The 14853-nt window shown below is 40.6% G+C and carries 18 protein-coding genes; 12 read left to right on the top strand and 6 right to left on the bottom strand.

Annotated elements, in window-relative coordinates; translation table 11 throughout:
* Positions 1-81 precede the first annotated feature (81 nt).
* Positions 82-1056, top strand: coding sequence for a magnesium/cobalt transporter CorA (gene corA / locus J7E52_RS22610; protein ID WP_214750639.1), 975 nt, complete (start codon positions 82-84; stop codon positions 1054-1056).
* Positions 1057-1412: 356 nt separating this feature from the next.
* Complete coding sequence (locus J7E52_RS22605) at positions 1413-2318, top strand: chemotaxis protein (protein WP_214750638.1); 906 nt, start codon at positions 1413-1415, stop codon at positions 2316-2318.
* A 54-nt stretch (positions 2319-2372) separates the two neighbouring features.
* On the opposite strand, the gene J7E52_RS22600 is transcribed toward J7E52_RS22605, so the two are convergent.
* Both J7E52_RS22600 and J7E52_RS22595 read right to left on the bottom strand, forming a co-directional pair.
* Positions 2373-2879 carry a YkyB family protein gene (locus J7E52_RS22600; protein WP_214750637.1) on the bottom strand — a complete coding sequence of 169 codons (507 nt, stop codon included), beginning with the start codon at positions 2877-2879 and terminating at the stop codon, positions 2373-2375.
* A gap of 291 nt (positions 2880-3170) precedes the next feature.
* Positions 3171-3467: a penicillin-binding protein gene (locus J7E52_RS22595; protein ID WP_396020307.1), complete on the bottom strand. Its 297-nt coding sequence runs from the start codon at positions 3465-3467 to the stop codon at positions 3171-3173.
* A 162-nt stretch (positions 3468-3629) separates the two neighbouring features.
* Here J7E52_RS22595 and J7E52_RS22590 point away from each other — a divergent pair, with 162 nt between their 5' ends.
* Together J7E52_RS22590 and crcB are read left to right on the top strand one after the other, a co-directional pair.
* Positions 3630-4010: a fluoride efflux transporter FluC gene (locus J7E52_RS22590; RefSeq protein WP_214750635.1), complete on the top strand. Its 381-nt coding sequence runs from the start codon at positions 3630-3632 to the stop codon at positions 4008-4010.
* Complete coding sequence (gene crcB, locus J7E52_RS22585; RefSeq protein ID WP_214750634.1) at positions 4007-4369, top strand: fluoride efflux transporter CrcB; 363 nt, start codon at positions 4007-4009, stop codon at positions 4367-4369. The genes J7E52_RS22590 and crcB overlap by 4 nt, the downstream gene beginning before the upstream one ends.
* Positions 4370-4540: 171 nt before the next feature.
* Here the strand turns inward: crcB and J7E52_RS22580 are convergent, their stop codons facing one another.
* Complete coding sequence (locus J7E52_RS22580) at positions 4541-5404, bottom strand: metallophosphoesterase (RefSeq protein ID WP_214750633.1); 864 nt, start codon at positions 5402-5404, stop codon at positions 4541-4543.
* A 160-nt stretch (positions 5405-5564) separates the two neighbouring features.
* On the opposite strand from J7E52_RS22580, the gene J7E52_RS22575 reads away from it, so the two are divergent.
* The 4 genes from J7E52_RS22575 to J7E52_RS22560 all read left to right on the top strand — a co-directional run bounded on the left by J7E52_RS22575 (position 5565) and on the right by J7E52_RS22560 (position 9807).
* Positions 5565-7424, top strand: a complete 1860-nt coding sequence (locus J7E52_RS22575; RefSeq protein ID WP_214750632.1) for an SLC13 family permease — start codon at positions 5565-5567, stop codon at positions 7422-7424.
* 199 nt (positions 7425-7623) lie between these two features.
* Positions 7624-8829, top strand: a complete 1206-nt coding sequence (locus tag J7E52_RS22570; RefSeq protein WP_214750631.1) for an EAL domain-containing protein — start codon at positions 7624-7626, stop codon at positions 8827-8829.
* Positions 8830-8903: 74 nt separating this feature from the next.
* Entirely contained in the window at positions 8904-9131 is a 228-nt protein-coding gene (locus J7E52_RS22565) for a hypothetical protein (RefSeq protein ID WP_137018849.1), read from the top strand.
* 181 nt (positions 9132-9312) lie between these two features.
* Entirely contained in the window at positions 9313-9807 is a 495-nt protein-coding gene (locus J7E52_RS22560) for a DUF3993 domain-containing protein (protein WP_214750630.1), read from the top strand.
* Positions 9808-9888: 81 nt separating this feature from the next.
* Here the strand turns inward: J7E52_RS22560 and J7E52_RS22555 are convergent, their stop codons facing one another.
* Together J7E52_RS22555 and J7E52_RS22550 are read right to left on the bottom strand one after the other, a co-directional pair.
* Entirely contained in the window at positions 9889-10122 is a 234-nt protein-coding gene (locus J7E52_RS22555) for a glutaredoxin family protein (protein WP_214750629.1), read from the bottom strand.
* A gap of 91 nt (positions 10123-10213) precedes the next feature.
* The gene (locus tag J7E52_RS22550; RefSeq protein ID WP_214750628.1) at positions 10214-11173 is read right to left on the bottom strand and encodes an MBL fold metallo-hydrolase; all 960 of its coding nucleotides are present in this window, start codon (positions 11171-11173) and stop codon (positions 10214-10216) included.
* 183 nt (positions 11174-11356) lie between these two features.
* On the opposite strand from J7E52_RS22550, the gene J7E52_RS22545 reads away from it, so the two are divergent.
* The 4 genes from J7E52_RS22545 to J7E52_RS22530 all read left to right on the top strand — a co-directional run bounded on the left by J7E52_RS22545 (position 11357) and on the right by J7E52_RS22530 (position 14051).
* Positions 11357-11596, top strand: a complete 240-nt coding sequence (locus tag J7E52_RS22545) for a YkuJ family protein (protein ID WP_034314086.1) — start codon at positions 11357-11359, stop codon at positions 11594-11596.
* A 117-nt stretch (positions 11597-11713) separates the two neighbouring features.
* Positions 11714-11860, top strand: a complete 147-nt coding sequence (locus tag J7E52_RS22540; RefSeq protein WP_094246583.1) for a hypothetical protein — start codon at positions 11714-11716, stop codon at positions 11858-11860.
* Positions 11861-11982: 122 nt separating this feature from the next.
* Positions 11983-12423 carry a cyclic-di-AMP-binding protein CbpB gene (gene cbpB / locus J7E52_RS22535; RefSeq protein ID WP_063232001.1) on the top strand — a complete coding sequence of 147 codons (441 nt, stop codon included), beginning with the start codon at positions 11983-11985 and terminating at the stop codon, positions 12421-12423.
* A gap of 119 nt (positions 12424-12542) precedes the next feature.
* Positions 12543-14051 (top strand): MDR family MFS transporter, encoded by a 1509-nt coding sequence (locus tag J7E52_RS22530; RefSeq protein ID WP_214750627.1) that lies wholly within the window; start codon positions 12543-12545, stop codon positions 14049-14051.
* Between the two features lie 46 nt (positions 14052-14097).
* Here J7E52_RS22530 and J7E52_RS22525 read toward each other — a convergent pair whose 3' ends face one another.
* Entirely contained in the window at positions 14098-14679 is a 582-nt protein-coding gene (locus tag J7E52_RS22525) for a sulfite exporter TauE/SafE family protein (protein WP_286198025.1), read from the bottom strand.
* Positions 14680-14853: the final 174 nt, after the last annotated feature.

Below are 14853 nucleotides of genomic sequence, written 5' to 3'. Positions count from 1 at the left end.
GTTTGGAGGGGGAGAAAACTTTTTGAGATTAATGAATTAAAGGTATAATGTATGATAAGAAAATTTTGAGGGTTGATACATATGATAAGGACTTGCGCAATTACTTCTAATCATGAAGTCAGTTTTGGTTTACCGCTAACGGAAATGAATAATCCGGATATCGAGTGGTACTGGGTGGATTTTTCCAACCCCACAAACGAGGAAATCGAACTTTTATCCACTCATTTTCATTTTCATCCGCTGGCAATTGAAGACTGCCTGGATGATTTTAACCAACGTCCCAAAATGGATTTTTATGAGGGTTACCAATTTCTTGTGATTCATGCTCTAAGGGAGAAGGTATTTAAAGCAGTGGAATTGGATATGTTTGTTGGTGAAAAATGGATAGTCAGTTTTCATAAGGAAGATTTGCTTGAACTGGAAAAGGTATGGGAAGAAATTGCTGGTAATAAAATGTTGAAGCAAAGTCCCTTTTTCTTGATGCATAGGATAATTGACAGGATCGTCGATGAATTTTTCCCGCCTGTTTATAAAATTGAAAGCGAATTGGGCAGCATTGAGGAAAATACTGAAAATGACACGATTAACGAACTGATGGATCAGCTTTTCGATTTACGTACAGATATGTCCAGGCTCCGACGGACCATATTGCCGATGCGTGATTTATTGTACAGAATGATTTCATCAGAGCGTCTGAATTACTTGAAAGATCAGCATCTTTATTTTAATGATGTGTACGATCATCTTCTTAAATTGACTGAAATGCTTGAATCGTATCGGGATTTTTCGTCCGATATCCGTGATAGTTATTTGTCTGTGAACTCCAATAATATGAATTCAACGATGATGACATTGACTGTCATCACTACCATATTCATGCCGCTGACCTTCATAGTGGGCGTATATGGGATGAATTTTGAATATATGCCGGAATTAAATTGGCATTATGGCTATTTCCTCATTCTTGGAATGATGGGCGGAATTGCCTTGATGATGTTTTTATTCTTTGTTAAAAAAGGTTGGCTCAATCCAAAGAAAAGGTCGCGAAGGAGATGAAAAGACCCAACTGACCTGTTATTCCAAGTGGGTTTGGAAGGGCTGCAGGGTGTTATTTGCGACCATCCAATCATGGAGGGGGTTTATCGAAGAGACAGGCCTTACGTTCGATATGATGGCTGGAATGAGTGGTGAAAAATGTGCATGGAAAAAGGGGGACCCTGATGGGTCCCTTTTTAGTTTGGTATTAATAAATGATCACTTCTTGATTCTTTTTTTATTCTGTGCTCTAAACAAAAGAAATATTTAACCGAATTATTAGGTATGAGTTCATTGATGAAACCATGATATTTTTCCTGGCGGTTAAATGATTTATGGAATTATGAAATGAAAAGATAGAAGGGCGAGATGAAACAATGGAAGCAAATAAAGGAATATTACTGGAAAGTGGAACGAATGAGCTTGAGATAGTGGAATTCGGTCTCGGAAAGAATAAATTCGGCATTAACGTAATTAAGGTGAAGGAAATCATTAATCCTGTCTCCATCACGCTTGTCCCGCATTCGCATCCAAATGTGGAGGGGATCATTGAGCTTCGCGGAGAAGTCCTGCCAGTTGTGAATGTGGCGGATGCTTTAGGATTTCCGCCATCAGAAACTCCTGAGCAGGATAAATTCATAGTGGCTGAATTCAATCAGCAAAAAGTGGTTTTCCATGTCCATACCGTAACACAGATCCACCGTATTTCCTGGTCACAAATCGAAAAGCCTTCGGATATGTATCAAGGCCTTGAAAGTCAGATTATCGGAGTAATAAAATTAAATAGTGAAATGTTACTGTTACTCGATTTTGAAAAAATAGTGGTCGAAATCAATCCAGAATCAGGAATAAACATCCAACAGGTTAAAAAGCTTGGTATCCGGCAAAATTCAGACAAGAGAATCCTGATTGCAGAGGATTCTCCATTACTGAGAAAGCTGCTGTTTGATACATTGTCAGAAGCTGGATTCAAGTACTTGGAGTTTTATGAAAATGGACTTGATGCATTTAATTATCTGGAGAATTTAATTGAATCCGGGAAAGTGGTTGAAGAAGAAGTGCAACTGGTGATTACCGATATTGAGATGCCTCAAATGGATGGGCATCATTTAACTAGAAGAATAAAGGAAAACGGGGAACTCGCTGGATTGCCGGTGATCATCTTCTCTTCTTTGATAACGGACAGCCTGCGTCATAAAGGTCAGGTCGTAGGGGCTGACGCACAAATCAGCAAGCCTGAAATTGCGGAGCTAATAAAGTTGATAGACAGATTGGTATTATGAATGTGAAACGGGCCTATGAGGCATTGCCTCACGGCCCGTTTGGTTTATCAATAATTAATACTTGGAACCTTTTCCTAAAAAGGAGGATGGGAATGGATTGTGAAAAGGTTGTTTGACCGACCCACGCCCGTGAGCCCTTTTCTCGGTGTTGGTAGGGTTAGGTTGTTTTTCACCTGCTTGTCCAACGTATGATTGCAGGATTTGTTTTGCCTTGGATAATGACAATGCGGCTTTAGGGTTCCGTATGGAGGCTGCCCGGCTGCCGAGGTGGGGTAGTTTTTTCAAATCTTCCTTAGTGGGAGGTAAATGAAAAACATATGATCCGCATTCGACAATGACGTCGGATTGTTGTGCTGCAAAGCGAGGGTTATCAGAGAAATGAAGTCCAATCTTCTTCGCTTTTCCTTCTTGCATAAGCTTGCTTAAAGCGAGCCGTTTTAAATTATATAAATTCTTGGGCTCCAATGCAGTCTTTGCATGTTTATTGACAATAAACACGGCTTGGGCAAGGGAGTTAATCGAAAACTCATCCCTTTCAGAATGTCCTTTCGTTTGGGTCATCATGGAAACTCCTTTTCTTAATAAGGTTAGAAGGACGTTAAAAACAGAAGTCCTTCAATCAAAACCTGTTCTTATATATTGGTTGAAATAGAGACGTGTGCGCAACAAGGCAGAAAATAGTGAAAAAATAATGCATGTACATCTCCAGGGTATGACCATCATTTCCTAACACTTTACCATCTATTCATTTTCATATTATACCACTTCAAAATATATAGGGAAGTAAAATTCAATCGGACGCCTCTTGGTCCAAGAAAAAGAAGGCGTTCAATATCGCCTTCTGTACAATCCTTATTGAGTGTATATATTGATGTTTTCAGATACCCCAGCCTGTGCGCCGAATTGTTGCTGGTAACCCTGAAAGCCTTGATAAGCAGGGTAAGCTGGATAAGCAGGGTAAGGAGGGTAAGCGGGCGGGTATGGAGGAGGATATGGAGGATAGACAGGTGGACGGTTATTGAATAGCAACGGTCCAATTGCCAATCCTGCAACAAAAGCTACAGGCGCCAATAGAGGAAAGAAAGGAAAGAAGCGCTCGTCATTCCAATATTCAGGTCCATATTCATTCCTGTATTCGTTCTGTAGCATTATGGTCTGTGGATAGTGATAGTAAGGAAAATACTGTGTTTGCATAATAAGCCTCCTTTTCTCAAATTCTTTACATAGTATGGATTTTTTTAAGAAAAGAGCCTGTTTCATCTTAATCTGTTATAATGAGTCTACTTATGAGAAAAATTTGGGGGGACCTTAATGGATCGGTTTAAAAACATTTTTGCGGTCGGTTTTGGAGGAGCGGCTGGAGCGATATTGCGTTATTGCGTAATCTTGACTGCTGGTCATTCCTTCTTCCCGTTTGGAACCTTCTTAATAAATATAGTAGGCAGCTTTTTACTTGGAATGATCAATGGCTATTTCGCCTCGAAAAAGAAATCGCTTGTTTTTTTAGCACTGGGCAGCGGGTTTTGCGGCGGTTTCACCACGATGTCCACATTTTCCCAAGAAGTGGTGAATCTGCTGCAGACTTCTCTGCCATTGGCGGGACTGTATCTTGGAGCTACGCTTTTATTTGGTTTGGTCGCTGGTTTCCTCGGACTGGGCCTTTTTAATAGACAGAGAGGTGACTCCCTTTGATTGATGTTCTTTCAGTTTTTATAGGAGGCTTTTTTGGGGCGGTCTCTAGATATGTCTTGCAGATTATTTTTAATAGGCTATTGCCAGCCGTCTCGATACCCATTAGCATTTTACTTATTAACCTTATAGGTTCCTATGGGCTGGGAATGGCGTTGCCACAGAAAGAGAGCTGGGCTTTATCTTTGCAGGTTTTTCTGACGATAGGTTTCCTGGGTGCTTTTACGACATTTTCGACATTCAGTATGGAAACGCTTGAACTTATTAGAAAACACCGTTATATAGATAGCCTTATCTATATAACGGTGTCTGTTTTAGGTTGTATCGGCACTTTCCTGTGTGGATATTTAAGTATGGTATAACCTTTATGGCAATTACCATTGATACTGGTAAAAAAAACCTGGTTTTCTCAGATATACTTCTAATGCTATAATTCATAGGAGTCCATTACAGATGATTCATGGCAACAAGTTGTTCTATCCGCACAGGTTTTGTTAATAAGTCTGGCGGTTTTCTCCTGTGTTCTTTTTCTATCATTCTTCGGCTTGCAATTCGTAAACAGTCAACTCCGGACGTGAAAGAAAACGATAGGGGAGACGCGTGGTGCCAAGCCCTCTATTAACATGTAACGTTAATGAATCGATTTCATAAGTGCCTTCCCGGTACTTTTCCGCGTATGGAGGAGTTACAAGGGCACCGGCAAACGGAATTTGCACTTGGCCTCCATGACTGTGACCGCTTATTTGATACTGGATGTCGTAAGTCCTTGATATGTCGGCAAGGTCAGGGGCATGCGAAAGCATAATGGTGAACATTTCTTCAGGGATGCCAGAAAGGGCTTTTTCAAAATCCGGCTTTCCAAGCATGGCATCATCAACCCCGGCAATGATTATCTCTTCAGCCGTTAATAAGGTTATCTTAGTTGAGGTATTTTGCAACATGGTAAAATCGGATTTTTCCATGATGTCGCTGTAAATTTCTGAGCCATATCCTCCATGATCATGGTTACCGTAGATGCTGAATTTACCAAGCGGCGCTTTGAGCTGATTCAGAACGAGAGGGATTTTCTGGTGAGCCTTGTATTTATTAGGCTGGTCCATTAAATCTCCGGTAAATAAAATAACATCAGGGTCCAGTTGGTTTATCTTATTGACAATTGCTTGTAAATCTTTAAGCTGAAATTGAAAGCCTAAATGCGTATCACTGAATTGGATCATTTTCATGCCATGAAAACCTTTTGGGATAAGCGGATGACTGATGATTTTATGCTTGGTTTCTAACCATTTTGGCTCCAAATTATGGGCATAATAGTTTCCGCCAATACCTAAACCGGTTAAGGTAGCCAATGTACCAAGACTTTTCTTTAAGAATGTTCTTCTTGATATGGGTTTTTTCAAATTAATCAACCTATCTAATATAAAAATGTTACTTCCTCATACTAACAAACAATATACATAAATTGAAGAAAATATCTTCTATAAGCATATGAAAAACATGTAAACTGGGGTTTGATGAAACCGTATCCGGTTTGAAATTGAACATCTATACGGAGGTAACATGATGACCGAACCAATGTTTATTACACTGATTATACTTCTATGCGCGATTGCGCTTTTTATACAAGGAAAATTTCGAGCTGATTTAATTGCACTTAGTGCACTATCCATACTGGGTTTATTGGGGATTCTTACATTGGATGAACTGGTGGCCGGGTTTGCGAATCAAGTGGTCATCATGCTGGCTGGGCTATTTATCGTCGGCGCCGGCCTGTTAAATACAGGAATCGTGGAAAAGGCAGGAAATAAGTTGTTGGATTTATGTGGGGGCAGTGAATGGAAATCGCTGCTTATCGTCATGCTGACAGCAGGAATATTAAGTGCGTTTTTAAGCGGAACAGGAATTGTTTCCATACTGCTTCCGCTCGTTATGAGCATGGCCTTAAAACAAAAAACAAGTCCGACAAGGTATTTATTGCCCCTTGCTTATGCAAGCAGTATTGGGGGGCTTTTAACGCTTACCGGTACTCCCTCCAATATGATCGTTGCGGATGTATTACGGCAAAACGGAATAGGGACCTTAGAATTTTTTGACTTTACACCTGTGGGCTTAATCGCCTTTGCAGCAGGGTTATTCTTCATGTTGACACTCGGGCGCCTGTTGCTTCCCGAGAAGACGATTGCCGCGAACAATAGTGTCAAGGGACTGTCGGCAGGGGAGCTTGCCGGCATGTACAAAGTATATGACCGATTGCATTATCTGCATATACCCGCTACTTCCGATATTGTTGGCGAAAGGCTGTCAGACCTCCAGCTTCCTATTCAGTATGAATTGACTTTGATTGAAATCCAGCGGAAGCCAAAGGATAAGCAATTGCCGCTGTTGCAAAGACAGCTGACGATTTCAGCCAGGGCCGATGAAGTTCTTCATCCTGAAGATGTCATTTTGGTGTTTGGAGAAGAAGAAGCAGTTGAGAGATTGGCACTTAACTATGAACTGGAGTTTAAACATTTCAATACCGAACAAATAAAGAAACATTTTCTTAGCAGTAGATTTGGATTGACGGAAATATTGATCGTCCCGAACTCGGATTATGAAAATCAAACATTGATAGATGTGCATTTTCGTGAGAAATACCAATGTAATGTGCTGGCAATCAATCGGAATGGCGAATATATTCAAGCGGATGTCGGAACGGAACGCTTGAAACCGGGGGATGCAATCCTGATACATGGAGAATGGGAGAACATTGAGAGGATTTCCTCGGATTTACAAGATGTCATCGTTATTGGAAGTACCTCGGAAGATGGCTCTCCGGTCAACTCCAAGGGCAAAGCATGGATTGCTTTGGGAATCACTGCATTGATGGTCATTCTTTTATCGATGGAGTCCGTCCCTGCTGTTCTATCGGTATTGACGGCAGCATTGTTGATGGTGATAACTGGCTGTGTCCGGTCGATGGAGGATGCATACCAAAAGATTAACTGGGAACCTGTTCTCTTGATTGCTGCCATGTTCGGAATAACGGCTGCATTGGATAATACGGGTGGTGTGAGAATGATAAGTGATTGGCTGGCCGTTTTATTCAGTAATATCGGGGCACACGGCATATTGGCGGTCTTTTACCTCCTGACACTGATACTGAGCCAATTCATCCCGTATGGAGCCGCGACGGTAATCATGACGCCCATTGCCCTGACTTCTGCGGTGAATCAAGGAATCGATCCTCTTCCTGTGTTTCTATGCCTTGCCGTTGCTGGCAGTTTGGCGTTATCCACTCCAAGGGTTGCCACTACCAACGCACTTGTCATGACGGCGGGTGATTACAAGCATAAAGATTTTATCATGATCGGGATATCCATACAGATCTTCATTGGTGTTATCATGGTGATCACGATTCCGTGGTTCTTCCCTTTTTGACCAGACTTAAGGCATTGTTCCATTTATGGACAATGCCTTTTCAATGTGTTTCTTTTCAAAACGATAGGATGAACGGGTATATTATGTTCTGAAAAAAGAGTTGTTCAGTAGGAATTAAAAATTATTTATTATCAATGCCAGAAACTAATGGTATAATTTTGGCATATTGGTGTTTTCGTAATTAGGGGGAAGATGCATCATGGATACAGATAAGATATTAAAGAATTTAGACAAGGTGACACCATTCTTTCAACCGATTTTCAGTGCAGATCAACATCAGGTGATCGGGTATGAAATTCTGGGGCGCTATGAGGAACAAGCGGAATATAAAAGCCTTGGCCCATTTTTTCACGATTCTGGAGTGCCTGAAGAGTATAGGGTGGAAGTGGATAATTACGTACTTGAAATAGCCTTGGAGAGAATAAAAGACTATGGTGAAGATTTTCTTATCTTTATCAACAGAGATCCTAATTTGCTTATGCTGGATCATGGCGAAGAATTCATGGAGATTTTACATCGTCATTTTCAACCGGAGGAAATGCACCGGATCGTGCTGGAATTATCAGACACGATCAGTCCGGAAAACTTAGATCCTCTGCAGCATGTGCTTGCTTACTTTAGAACATATGGGATTAAGATAGCTTTAGATCATTTAGGGCAAGATACGCAATTGGACCGAATCGCACAGATTTCTCCGAATATTTTAAAAGTTAACCTGGACCAGCTTCGCATTTCAGGTGGAGATGCCTATCAGGTCATCCTGTTTTCTCTAAGCATGCTTGCACGAAAAATCGGCGCCAATTTACTTTTTGAGAACATTGAGTCCGAGTACCAGCTTCGCTTTGCATGGAAAAATGGGGGACGATATTATCAAGGGTATTTTTTGGCGAAACCGGAAGGCGAGTTCATTAATAAAGATTTACTTCGTGAAAAATTCCATCAAGAATGCCAGTCCTTCATTTCTTTAGAGACCAAGAAGCTTGAAGCCGTTTATCAAAAGACTTTGCAATTCAACGAGAATATGCAAAACTTCTTAAAACAGCAAAAGCGGGCCGGCTCCCATGAAGAGTTTCTTGGAGTTTTGGCGAAAAAGTTGGATTCCGTATGTTTCCGGCTTTATATTTGTGATGAAGAGGGGTATCAAAAATCTCCCAATATCCTCCATAAGGACGGGCAATGGTTAGTCCAACCCGGTTATATGAATAAAAATTGGAGCTGGAGACCTTATTTCCTCGAAAATATCGTAAAGATGCGTAATGGGAAAACAGGAATACTATCCGATTTATACAGTGATATCGAAACGGGAGAAACCATACGGACCTTTTCATATCCCCTGAATAATAAGGAATACATTTTCTGTGATCTTTCTTATAGTTATTTATATGAAAATGAAGCACTATTATAAAAAACGATTCATGAATATAATCGCTTTAAATGTGTAACGATAAGCAGAAATGATGCGCTTGGAGGAGACATATTTTGAGCACGTACATCTGGATTCTAATCATAATCGTTACAGTCATGGCGTTATATCTGCTCTTTTATACTTATTCTGTGGCAAGGGCACAGAAAGTGAAAGCCAGATATGATTCGACTATCGATGATTCAGTCAAAGAACATCCTTATTTAAAGAACCCGATATTCGTCTCTCTTTTAGTTGGGACGATTTTGGTTGCCGGTTTTATTTTTTACTATGCTTTCCGATAATTGTGAGAAGGAGATTTCGATATTATGAAATCTTCTTTTTTATTGTGAAGAATGGGCAATGGCATCAAGGTCTCACGGAGAATGTGATTTTGTAGTTTGGCTTTGATCTGGACGGGTAATGAAAGGCATAGGCAAAAATCCGAATCATTAGGAGAAATTCTATAACTAGGAGATGATTGTAATGAGAAAATATTTAGTTGCATGTCTTGCAAGTGTCCTTATATTTTTAACTGGAGGGTTCACTGCTTCAGCGGAGGGCTTACATAGAGAGGAAGTACTATCCTTAGTACAGGATGCCATGGAGAACCAAGGTTCGATCAGTGAGGAAGTACGTACTAAGGAAGCGATTGAAAGGAAGTTGGAAAAACATTTTACAGGTGAATTCATCGAGAAGTTCGTCCAAGCGAATGTAGTGAAAGTCGATGGCGGTTATACTGCATTAGGATCAGATTTCGCACCTTATTATATCCCATTTTTCAGTTACGACAGAAATACGGAAATCGTTTATGGGAAAAACGGTGATTTCATTTATGTTCAGGAGGAATTCCAGGACACGGGGGACGGACCCGTATCGATGGAAAAACATGTTGAATCAGTTACTTTGAAAAAGGAAAATGACATTTGGAAGATAATGGACGTAAAGTATGGAAGTGAAAAAATAAAAAAAGGGATTTAAAGGAAGGTACTTCAAAGCTGAAAGTTTGGAGGCTATAATGAAAAAGTCTAGGGAAGGGTACAGCCTTCCCTAGACTTTTTGTTATATATTCAGTTCTTTCTTTATTTCGTCCAATTCAAAACCAATAATGGCTTTCCCGTCGATGACGACCGTTGGTGTGGAAAAGGCGCCATATTTATTCATTAGTTCTTTTCGGGCATGTCCATCCGCTTTAATATCTTTTTCTTTGTATACGACATTATTATCATCAAAGAACATTTTCATGATTCTGCAGGGAGGGCAATCAGGTTGTGTATAGAGCGTAACGTCTTTCATTTCATTCCTCCAAGTATGCTTTAGGTAAGGTTACTTTTTCATTATAGAGAATGCCAGGGCATTTGAATAGGAAAAAACCTTAAGGACCGTTCTACCGTTCTTTTTCCTGTTTTACCAGGTAGTCTATCAATCCCATGGAACAAACGTTCAGGTCCATGGCGATGATTTCAAAAACAGGATGATCAGCGGTGATTCCTTTTTCGCCTAAATGAACAGCGACCTCCGTGAGAATATTTTTACTGGTCGCTGTCACTTGTTCCTCAAAGCTAGCATATTCCTTATATGCCGATTTGGCAGTTTCCACGAATTTAGGCAGCCAGTAATGAAGTTGTTTATATACTTCCTTAGGATTTTCCGATACCCCGTAATGACCAAAATATATACGTTCGACGCCGATGCTTTCATACAAGTCCGCTGCAGCAAGCATCGCATCGGGATTAAATTGGTTTGGCGATGTGGACGGTAAGTAAAATTCCAAACCTTCTTCATCAAGTTCACGATAATAGATGCCTATGGTGTCACCTGAGAACATCCCTTTTGAAACCGAATCGTAAATGCTTAAATGATGGTTTGCGTGTCCTGGTGTGTCATAAAAGGTCAACTTGGAATTTCCGCTTGTTTTTAGGGATTCCCTATCATGTTTAGTCAGAATTCTATCTATTGGATTAGGTAATATCGGATCGAAAAGCTTGTTGAATTCTTCACCATAGACTGCTTTAGCCCCAGCGATCAAACGTGTTGGATCTTCTAGATGCCGTGCACCTTTTGGGTGGACGATCACTTTCGCATTCGGACAATGCTGTAAAAAAAGTCCAGCTCCACCTGCATGGTCCAAATGAATATGGGTAAGAATGATATATGTAATATCCTGGAGGGCAATTCCCAAATGTTCGAGCCCCTTCATTAAGTGGGGGATGGAAGGGCTGGCAGAAGTTTCGACTAAAGTGATGTCTTCATCGGCAATTACATATGTTCCTGTACGATTTCTTCTATCCAAATCAAAACCATCAATCAATGAAATGCGATATCCAAGCTCACTAATGTTTTGCAACAGAATCTACCCCCAGAAAATTTTTCATGTACAAAATCCATTCCTTATTTTATTCTGTTAATAGTGCCATGTAAAGAATGAAGTTTTAAATAATTCTGAATTTATTTCAGCGTGGCTACTGGATAGAAAAGTATGGTATAGTGAAACCTATCGAAAAGGTTTTATTCAGAAAGGAGAGGGAGTATGTCTCAATTACAGGGCATCCTTACCAGATTGAAAAGTCTTCAAGAGCAAGCGAAGGAATCTGAATCTGCTCAACGTTTTTTTGAAATAGATGGTGTGAAAAAGTGCCAGGTTACATATTTCAGCAAAACAGAAATGTTCGAGCTTGAAGTATACAGTGATAAAGGGAAATCATCAAAATATCAATTCGATAATATTGATATGATTACCATTGAAATCTTTGATCTTCTTCAATCTTAAAAAAATCACAAAAAGCCGCCTTCCTTTGGAAGCGGCTTTTTTATTGTGAATCGGCAATTTTCACTTTTTGAATGAAGTGGTGATTTTTACGACATCTTATTAATTGGAGGGATGTAAATGAAAAATCCAATGGTAATATGCCCAGAATGCGGTGAGGAAAGGGAAATGGAAAATGTATTAACGGCACAATCCAACCAAAATGTGATTTACCAATGCCCGGAATGCGGTTTTAAACAGGTTAACATCAAAACCAGTAAGGGCTAAGGGTTTATTGCGGAAATCCCGCCGTTTGGGATTTTATTGGTTTAGGAATGAGCCTTTTCCGCTTACATATGTTAAACTATAGAAAGAGCTGTATATAAAAACATATGGTAAGGGGTTTTAACATGATCGGTACTCATGATGGGGATTTATTGGAATCCAGCGTTAAAGACTTAATGATTTCTTCTGAACGCGTGGCCCACGTGCAGGTAACCAATAATTTAGAACATGCACTATTGGTATTAACAAAGAGCGGTTATACGGCCATTCCTGTGTTAGATCCGATGTATAAATTGCATGGTTTAATTAGCACACCAGTCATTCTTGATTCAATCTTGGGACTGGAACGAATTGAATTTGATAATCTTGAGAATAAAAAAGTTTCCGAAATAATGAATATAGAAATACCTCGCCTGCATATTGAAGATACATTGACCAAGGGTGTGGAATTGTTGATTGATCATCCGTTTGTCTGTGTAGAGAATGACGAACATGTATTTGAAGGTATCTTAACGAGAAGGGCAATCTTGAAAAAAGTATTTAAACAAAATACACCTGATAAATAAGTAAGGCATAAAATGATGGTTAACCTCAAGACTCGCCAGTTGGCGAGTTTTCTTGTTTTTACATATTTGAACCTGCTAGTGGTAAAGTCTATAAAAACAATAAGGGTCTATGGGGGAGGATGCGGAAATTGGGCCAAGCAGTGGATAGTGCAAAAGTGCAGAATAAAAAATTGAAACGTCCCTTCATATTAGCTGCCATCATGTTGGCTATGTTTATGAATGCTATTGAAGGAACGATCGTTTCGACGGCAATGCCAGCCATTGTAAGTGATTTAGGTGGTTTTTCACTTTACAGCTGGGTGTTTTCAAGTTACTTGCTAATGAACGCCGTAACAGTCTTGATTTATGGAAAGCTCTCGGATATTCTCGGGAGAAAACCTGTCTTATTATTTGGAATCGTTGTCTTTTTACTTGGCTCCCTTCTTTGCGGCTTTGCCGATTCCATGACGGAACTCATCATTTATCGCTTTGTACAAGGTTTCGGGGCGGGGGCTGTAGCTCCTGTGGCTTCGACGATTGTTGGTGATATCTATAAAAATGAAGAGAGGGCACGCGTTCAAGGGTATCTATCGAGCGTTTGGGGCATTTCAGCGGTCATGGGGCCCGCTTTGGGCGGCCTACTCGTTGAATCCCTGACTTGGAAGCTTGTCTTCTGGGTTAATGTTCCTTTGGGCTTACTATCTTTTATTGGGATTTGGTTTTTCCTTCATGAAAATATCGAAAGGAAAAAACGTGATATCGATTACCTGGGTGCAGCGCTATTGACGTTATCCATATCCACTCTTATGGTGATACTCGTAGAAGGAGGGGTGAAATGGTCATGGGCTTCAGCTCCGGTCATATCCTTGGCATTAGTGGCCATCATCGCCTTTATCTTATTCATCCTTCAGGAAAAGAAAGCGGCCGAACCGATGATGCCATTTGAAATTTGGCAGGAGCGTTCGATTCTGATTGCGAACCTTGTGTCCCTGACGACAGGGGTGATGATGATCGGATTATCAAGTTTCCTCCCGACATTCGTTCAGGGCGTCATGGAGCGCTCGCCTACGGTAGCTGGTTTTACATTGACAGCCATGTCGATCGGCTGGCCGATCGCATCAATGGTCTCAGGCAGGTTATTGATGAAAATAGGATTCAAATCAACCTCCCTCCTTGGAGGATGTTCATTGATCCTAGGGAGTTTGATCTTAGTATGGATGAAGCCGGAAGCTGGGCCCCTGATTGCTGCCATGGGATCCTTCTTTGTCGGTGTAGGCATGGGTTTGACTTCTACCTCATTCATTGTCGTCATTCAAAAAACAGTCAGCTGGGAACGCAGGGGTATTGCGACGGCTTCGAATATGTTCATGCGTAATTTAGGAAATACGGTAGGTGCCGCATTACTTGGAGGAATCATGAATATGAGACTTCAAGCCTATTTGAACGAGCATGCGCCAGCCGGATCGGGAGTGACGATAAATACGGCAAATAAACTGTTGAACAGTGAAGAACGCATGTCGCTTCCTGAAAATGTGGTGAAGGTTTTACAGGAAGGACTTACATTGTCTTTACAGACGATTTATCTCATCGTTCTGGTCTTCTCTATAATCAGCTTCCTGTTACTTACGAGACTAAGAAAGAATAAGTAGGCATAGGAAAAAAGGCAGACTCTTTAAATGGAGTTTGCCTTTGTATTTAAGGAAACGCGACTCTGATGACCAATTGAATCAATAATGCGATCGTGACCGAATGTAAAATGAATTTCAACTGTCGAGTGGAGATTTTTTGAGCCACCCGCAAGGCCAGCTGTGATCCGATAAGGGAACCGGTCGTGTAATAAATGGCAATCTCCCATGCAATGTTACCGGAAAGGAAATAGGTGATGAATGCAGCTGTAAAAGTTTGAAATCTAGTAAAGGCCAGGGCTTGAAGGTAGGTGGCTCCGTTTATAAAAAAGGTATACATGAGCATGGTTGCCTGTCCTGGTCCGAACCTTCCGTCATAGACACTGATTCCGAATAGTGATGGATAAACTTTTTTTGGGAGATGCCAATCCGATTCATCGGAAGGTTTCGGTTTTTTTATGAAATTCATGATCAAAGCGACAGTCAAAAGACAGATGGCTAACAAATTCATCGCCTTTTCAGAGAATGAATTAGCAAGCAGCCCGCCGCAAAAGCCACCGAAAAGGGATAAAGGAATTAACTGGAGGGCATCCTTCAATTTTAGCTGTTTTTTCTTGAATAGAATATAAAAACTGGAAAAAGAAGAAAACATATTGGGAAATTTGACTGAACCTATAACCTGGTGAATGGTAAACCTATCAAAAGAAGGGAAGGCATGCCGATAAGACCGCCGCTCCCAGCCAATGTGCCGACAAAGGATGCTGCAAAACTGATGACAAGCAATAAAATGATCGTCAAAGGATATTCATTCCGTTTCTTTTCTCTT

The organism is Bacillus sp. ISL-34, from assembly GCF_018613325.1.
GTDB lineage: Bacteria > Bacillota > Bacilli > Bacillales > DSM-1321 > Peribacillus.
Note: the sequence above shows the minus strand (reverse complement) of the source record. Positions and strands in the feature narration are given on the sequence as shown.

Bases quoted from the DNA above. Each gene is read 5' to 3' on its own strand.
- corA (WP_214750639.1), top strand. From the start codon at position 82: ATGATAAGGACTTGCGCAATTACTTCTAATCATGAAGTCAGTTTTGGT.
- J7E52_RS22605 (WP_214750638.1), top strand. From the start codon at position 1,413: ATGGAAGCAAATAAAGGAATATTACTGGAAAGTGGAACGAATGAGCTT.
- J7E52_RS22600 (WP_214750637.1), bottom strand. From the start codon at position 2,879: ATGACCCAAACGAAAGGACATTCTGAAAGGGATGAGTTTTCGATTAAC.
- J7E52_RS22595 (WP_396020307.1), bottom strand. From the start codon at position 3,467: ATGCTACAGAACGAATACAGGAATGAATATGGACCTGAATATTGGAAT.
- J7E52_RS22590 (WP_214750635.1), top strand. From the start codon at position 3,630: ATGGATCGGTTTAAAAACATTTTTGCGGTCGGTTTTGGAGGAGCGGCT.
- J7E52_RS22575 (WP_214750632.1), top strand. From the start codon at position 5,565: ATGATGACCGAACCAATGTTTATTACACTGATTATACTTCTATGCGCG.
- J7E52_RS22570 (WP_214750631.1), top strand. From the start codon at position 7,624: ATGGATACAGATAAGATATTAAAGAATTTAGACAAGGTGACACCATTC.
- J7E52_RS22560 (WP_214750630.1), top strand. From the start codon at position 9,313: ATGAGAAAATATTTAGTTGCATGTCTTGCAAGTGTCCTTATATTTTTA.
- J7E52_RS22555 (WP_214750629.1), bottom strand. From the start codon at position 10,122: ATGAAAGACGTTACGCTCTATACACAACCTGATTGCCCTCCCTGCAGA.
- J7E52_RS22545 (WP_034314086.1), top strand. From the start codon at position 11,357: ATGTCTCAATTACAGGGCATCCTTACCAGATTGAAAAGTCTTCAAGAG.
- J7E52_RS22540 (WP_094246583.1), top strand. From the start codon at position 11,714: ATGAAAAATCCAATGGTAATATGCCCAGAATGCGGTGAGGAAAGGGAA.
- cbpB (WP_063232001.1), top strand. From the start codon at position 11,983: ATGATCGGTACTCATGATGGGGATTTATTGGAATCCAGCGTTAAAGAC.
- J7E52_RS22530 (WP_214750627.1), top strand. From the start codon at position 12,543: ATGCGGAAATTGGGCCAAGCAGTGGATAGTGCAAAAGTGCAGAATAAA.
- J7E52_RS22525 (WP_286198025.1), bottom strand. From the start codon at position 14,679: ATGTTTTCTTCTTTTTCCAGTTTTTATATTCTATTCAAGAAAAAACAG.